The sequence below is a fragment of the Sphingomonas sp. BK481 genome (assembly GCF_014194875.1).
GTDB classification, from domain to species: domain Bacteria; phylum Pseudomonadota; class Alphaproteobacteria; order Sphingomonadales; family Sphingomonadaceae; genus Sphingomonas; species Sphingomonas aerolata.
This window is the reverse complement of sequence record NZ_JACIAP010000032.1, coordinates 1-5,964: the sequence shown is the minus strand read 5'-3', so window position 1 is coordinate 5,964 and position 5,964 is coordinate 1. Positions and strand designations below refer to the sequence as shown.

The 5,964-nt window shown below is 61.1% G+C and carries 4 protein-coding genes; all 4 read left to right on the top strand.

Annotated features, from left to right (window positions below):
* Positions 1-970: 970 nt before the first annotated feature.
* The 4 genes from FHY04_RS22170 to FHY04_RS22155 all read left to right on the top strand — a co-directional run bounded on the left by FHY04_RS22170 (position 971) and on the right by FHY04_RS22155 (position 5,724).
* Positions 971-3,121 carry a catalase gene (locus FHY04_RS22170; protein WP_133192372.1) on the top strand — a complete coding sequence of 717 codons (2,151 nt, stop codon included), beginning with the start codon at positions 971-973 and terminating at the stop codon, positions 3,119-3,121.
* A 202-nt stretch (positions 3,122-3,323) separates the two neighbouring features.
* On the top strand, positions 3,324-4,898 hold the full coding sequence (locus FHY04_RS22165; protein WP_133192297.1) for a Na+/H+ antiporter: 1,575 nt from the start codon (positions 3,324-3,326) through the stop codon (positions 4,896-4,898).
* Positions 4,899-4,932: 34 nt separating this feature from the next.
* Positions 4,933-5,316, top strand: a complete 384-nt coding sequence (locus tag FHY04_RS22160; protein ID WP_133192298.1) for an acyl-CoA thioesterase — start codon at positions 4,933-4,935, stop codon at positions 5,314-5,316.
* Positions 5,317-5,415: 99 nt separating this feature from the next.
* Positions 5,416-5,724, top strand: a complete 309-nt coding sequence (locus FHY04_RS22155; RefSeq protein WP_133192299.1) for a hypothetical protein — start codon at positions 5,416-5,418, stop codon at positions 5,722-5,724.
* The last annotated feature ends 240 nt before the right edge of the window (positions 5,725-5,964 follow it).

The window sequence follows — 5,964 nt, the reverse complement described above, 5'->3', positions numbered from 1 at the left end:
CCCGATGTTACTGACATGTACGCTCCTGCGACACATAAGCGTTTCCGCGACCACGCCGGCCAACTCGCCGCACGCGCTTAGCCCGAGCTCGCGGCTACGGCCGTTCGAGTTCGGGCATTATTCGATCTGACCTTTGGGACGCGTTCTTCGCGACCATGATCTCGAATAAGTGGAAACCGTGTAGTGGAAAACCAAGTCTCGAAATCCGATGATTTGTGTCAGGATGACCGTCAGCATCAAGTTACTAATCCAGCACCTCAGCCTTTCCTGCGGATGAGGCCACAAAGCTTTTTCTCGAACAAATTCGATCTAGAAGTCCTAGAAAGCTATTCTAAGGTAGATGCCGAAGACAGGCGGAATGAAGCCAAAAACTGGCTAAGCCGACTTATGGAGCTTAACCTTTTACTATTGATCGTTTTGGTTGGCGTACCGGTACTGGTATATTGCGTCTTATCCTCTGCACTTTAGAACACGATAAGATACCGCCTTCGCGCTGCAATCGGGATTGTGGATAAAGGCCTCTGGGTCGTCCCACTGAAGCCGAATTACGCCGCCAGCGGTACTGATCGGGCGCGCCGGAAGAGAGACGCGGGGCCGCAGCTTACGCGAGCTGGAAGCGACGGCTTAGCTGTCGGCTCGACATAGGCCTGCGCGGAGTGTCTCCTATCGGCGCTGCCCTCTTCAAAAGCGAACCGTCTGCGCCCTTCTCAATCTGAGCATTCCCAAAACTCGATCCATTCTGGGAATGTCTGGGCCGTCTCGCTGGCCGTTCCCAATCGGGAAGGCACTCCATCGGGATAGAGTGGTCAGCAGCACGCCGCCGATGATCGCGATGCCGGCTGTAATTTTGACGGACGCTCAAAGCCTTCCGAAAGAACCTGTGCCGGCAACGGCCGCGATTGGAGCTTCGATACCTATCGCAAATGCGAGAATACGCGCATGCAGTGCCATTATCGATATCGGGCAGGAGATGATCGTGGCAAAAAAACCTACAAAAACAGCACAGGCCGACAAGAAGGCACCAACCAAGGCTCCACCCCCGGCCGCTGGTCCGGCTTCGGAGACGGTCGTAGGTGCAGGCGGTGAGTTGCATCAGGTAGCAGCTGCTGGCGGCAAGGTGATGACCACCAACCACGGCATGGCGATCGCCGACGATCACAATTCGCTGAAGGCTGGGTCACGCGGTCCGACCCTGCTGGAGGATTTCATCCTCCGCGAGAAAATCTTCCACTTTGACCATGAGCGCATTCCCGAGCGCGTCGTGCACGCCCGTGGTACCGCAGCACACGGCTTCTTCGAGTTGACCGACAGCCTGTCTGATTACACTCAGGCTGCCGTGCTGGGCGAGGTAGGTGTCCAGACCCCGGTATTCGTTCGGTTCTCGACGGTGGCTGGGAACCGTGGTTCGGCTGATCTGGCGCGCGACGTGCGCGGCTTCGCGGTCAAATTCTACACGACCGAGGGCAATTGGGATCTCGTCGGCAACAATATCCCGGTGTTCTTCATCCAGGACGCGCTCAAGTTTCCTGACCTCGCCCATGCCGTAAAGGAGGAGCCGGATCGCGGTTTTCCGCAGGCCCAGTCCGCCCACGACACGTTCTGGGACTGGATCGCCATGACCCCTGAGGCGATGCACATGGTGATGTGGCAGATGTCCGATCGCACTATCCCGCGCTCGACGCGGATGATGCAGGGCTTCGGCGTCCACAGCTTCCGGCTGGTCACCGCCGACGGCAAGTCCACCTTTGTCAAGTTTCACTGGACGCCCAAGCTCGGTATCCAGTCGGTGGTGTGGGACGAGGCGGTCAAGATCAACGGCGCCGACCCGGACTTCCATCGCCGCGACCTCTACAACGCGATCGAAATGGGCGACTTTCCCGAGTGGGAGCTCGGTGTTCAGCTCTTCACCGAGGAAGAAGCCGCAGGGTTCGATTTCGACTATCGCGATTCGACCAAGCTGATCTCGGAGGAGGTCGTGCCGCTGCGCACGGTTGGCCGACTGGTGCTGAACCGTAATCCCGCCAACGTCTTTGCGGAAACAGAGCAAGTCGCCTTCTGCACCCAGAACGTGGTGCCGGGCATTGACTTCTCTGATGATCCGCTACTGCACGGGCGTCATTTCTCCTACCTCGACACCCAGCTGAAGCGCCTTGGCTCGACGAACTTCACTCAGATCCCGATCAACGCGCCCAAATGTCCGTTCGCGAACATGCAGCGTGATGGTCACATGCAGACGCTCGTCCAACCCGAGCGGGTGACCTATACGCCGAGCCTGCTCGATCCAACCGGACCGCGTGAAAGCCACTCCCGCGGCTTCCGCAGTTTCCCGGCACCGGTCGAAGGTACCAAGGTACGGATCCGGTCGGAGACGTTCGCCGACCATTACAGCCAGGCGCGCCAGTTCTTTCTCAGTCAGTCGGAGCCGGAGCAAAACCATATCGTCTCGGCGCTTATCTTCGAACTCAGCAAGGTTGACGCCGCGATCGTCCGGACAGCGATGCTGGGGCATCTCGTGAACGTTCAGCAAGAGCTGGGTGATCGGGTTGCTGCAGGCCTTGGTCATGATGATCCGATCGAACCAATGGCAACGACGGTGCAGGCGCGCACCGACCTGCCAGCATCGCCCAAGCTCAGTATCCTCAAGCGGGCAACGCCGACACTGGGAGGTCGCATGATCGGCTGCCTGGTTACCGACGGTGCCGATGCCAAGCTGATCGCCAAGCTCACCGAAGCCGCCACGGCGATGAAGGCGGTGGTCAAGATCGTCGCGCCGAAGCTTGGCGGCGTGACGCTCAGCGATGGCACGAAGCTAGCAGCCGACCACCAGCTTGCAGGCGGTCCGTCGGTGCTGTTCGACACGGTAGTGCTTGCCGTGTCCGATGCTGGCGTCAAGCAGCTGCTGGGTGAAGCTGCGGCTGTCGCCTGGGTGCATGATGCCTTCGCTCACCTCAAGGTCATCGGCCACACGGCAGCGGCACAGCCGCTGCTCGATGCGGCGGGCGTGGTTGCAGACGCGGGGGTTGTCGCCATGGCAAAGCCGGCAGCTGCCAGCAGCTACGTCGATATCGCTGCAAATGGGCGAATCTGGGATCGAGAACCCAGCGTGCGAACCGTGTTCTAGGTAATCCAGAAACATGCCTGGTCCGTGTGATGAGCCCTTCATTGCCCGGATCAGGCACTCATCGATGACGGCGACATCTCCGTTTCCGGAAGCTGGACGATCCAGAATCGAAAACGAAGGAACGGAACGCCCGGGCCATTGATCAGGTTGAGTTGCTACACCCGGCGCTGGCTGGCTTGCCTCTCCCCGAAAGTGCCGACCTATGCATACTTTTGAGCTTCTGCTCGTGCTGGTCGCGGCGTCCGTCGCCCTAGCCTATGCGGCGGAAAGGTTGCACGTTCCACTGGCCGTTGCACTGGTCTTTGGCGGTATTGCCTTGGCCTTCGTCCCCGGCATTGGCACGGTCGAGCTTGACCCGGAACTGGTGCTGGCACTTTTTCTGCCGCCACTGCTGCAGGTTAGCGCATATCACACCGACTGGCCGGCGTTCCGCTCCAATCTGCGCCCTATCCTCTCGCTGGCGCTGGGCGCGGTGTTCTTCACCGCCGCTGCGGTGGCAATCGTCGCCAAGCTGCTGGTGCCGGACTTGCCCTGGTGGGCGGCGATCACGCTGGGTGCAATCGTTGCTCCGCCAGACGCGGTTGCCGCAGCGGCAGTCCTGAAGCAGGTTAAGCTGCCCAAGCGCATCGTCACGGTGCTGGAGGGCGAAAGCCTCATCAACGACGCCTCCTCCCTCGTCCTCTATCGCTTTGCCGTCGCCGCCACGTTGGCAGGAACGTTCAGCCTTAGCGAAGGCGTGTTCCGATTCTTTGTCGCTGCGATTGGTGGAACGCTGGCTGGCTGGATAGTGGGGCGCGCAGCGATGTGGATTTTCGCTCGGCTCGAGGACACGTTGCTCGACATCACTGTCAGCCTCCTGGCGGGGTTCCTGGCCTACTTCCTTGCCGAGCAGGTCCACGTCTCGGGTGTGCTGGCCGCGGTCGCCTGCGGCTTGGTGCTAGGCCGTCAGCAGCACGCGGCTTTCACCGGCGAGACGCGGCTGGGCATGGCGACGGTGTGGGGCTTCGTCGAGTTCCTGTTCACCGCAGTCGTGTTCATGCTCATCGGACTTCAGCTGCGCGGCATCGTCGAGCGGCTTGAAGGCTATGATGCGAAAAGCCTCAGCCTGATCGCCGTGGCGGTGTCGGCCACGCTGATCGTCAGCCGCTTTGTCTGGATATTTCCAGTTGTGTGGCTGCCACGGGCAATTTCCCGAAGGATACGCGAGCACGATCCGATGCCGCCCTGGAGCTATCCGACGATCCTGTCCTGGGCAGGCATGCGCGGTGTGGTGAGCCTGGCAACAGCACTGGCGCTGCCTGCCCGTTTTCCGGGCCGAGACATCATCGTCTTCCTGGCGTTCTGTGTGATCTTCGCGACGCTGGTCCTGCAAGGCACGACGCTGGGCTGGGTCATCCGCCGTCTCGGACTGGAGCAGGAAGACGCAACCTTACCCGAACCGGACACTGCCAAGGCTCGGGCCGAACTCGCCGCAGCATCGCTGGATGCGGTACAGGAGCATCTGGACAGCGATGCCTCGGAACACGGCGAGGCCGCAGCCGAGCTGGTCGAGGAGTACAAGGTGCGGGCTGAGCGGGCGAGTATCGAGGGGCAGGACGTCGAGACCAAGACCGACCAGCTCATCGCCCAGCAGCGTCTGCGCCTCGTCGCCATCGAGGCGGCGCGCGAGAAGCTGATGGAGCAGACCGACCAGATCGATGCTGAAGCTCACCGGGCGCTTGGCGAAGAGCTCGATCTGGAAGAGCAGCAGATCCACCGCGCGCTCGGCGACGTGTAGTAGGCGCATCCAACCTGCATAAGGAAACCATCCTATGAGCGACGACATGCCCCAGCCAGCCTGCGGAGCGCATCTGCGCACCGTCGCCCTGCCCCGCGATGCCAACGCCAGCGGGGACATTTTCGGTGGCTGGACCTTGTCGCAAATGGATCTGGCAGGCGGCACCTTCGCTGCCGCCCACTCCGCCAAGCGCGTTGTCACGGTGCGGATCGATGCCGTCGAGTTCCTCAAGCCCGTATCGGTCGGTGACGACGTCAGTGTCTTTTGCGAGCTGGAGCATGAGGGCGACACCTCGATCGCCGTCAGGATCGAGGTCTGGGCGCGGGTTCGCACCGGCGATGCGCCACACAAGGTGACCGAGGGCGTTTTCCGCTACGTCGCGGTCGGCGATGACGGCAAACCAACGACTGCGAGCTGAGCCGCCGCTGCGTGAAGGAGGTCAGTGCACCCGTACGGGGCTAAATTGCCGTTCAGCGGTTCATCACACATCGCCAATCACGGCTGACGGGAGTCCATCATGAGCACGAGCCTGACTGCCAAGTTCGACACGCGACGCGAAGCCGAGATGACGGTTGAGCGTCTGGTCCAGCAGTTCAAGATCGAACGTACCGACGTGTTCATCGCCGCTGAGGGCGACGAGAATACTGTTGGTGTCGAGGAGGCCGGGTCCGACACTGAAGCGGGTGGACCCAGCCCCGAAGACAGGGACGATGCCCAGCTGGCTGGCCGCGTGGTCGTCTCGGTCGATATCGAGGATGACAGCCTGGCCGATGAAATCCGGTCAGCCTTCGCCGAGTTCGATGCCAGCGAGATCGAAGAAAGTTGACCAGAGCATGACCATGAGCACCTGCTCATGGTCATCAACTCGCACTTCGTCAGACCAAAAACTACGCAGCAAGCGGCGACGCATCGAACCCAACAAGCAACGCAGCGACGAGTTTCTCTTTTTCCCATCCCAATGGGAATGCCCCGGGTCGTGTCCCGCGTGGTGGTGTAGCTCAGCGGTAGTGAAGCTGACCGGCCGCGCGCTATCATCCAGCGCTGTAGCGGCCGGTCAGGTTCACGG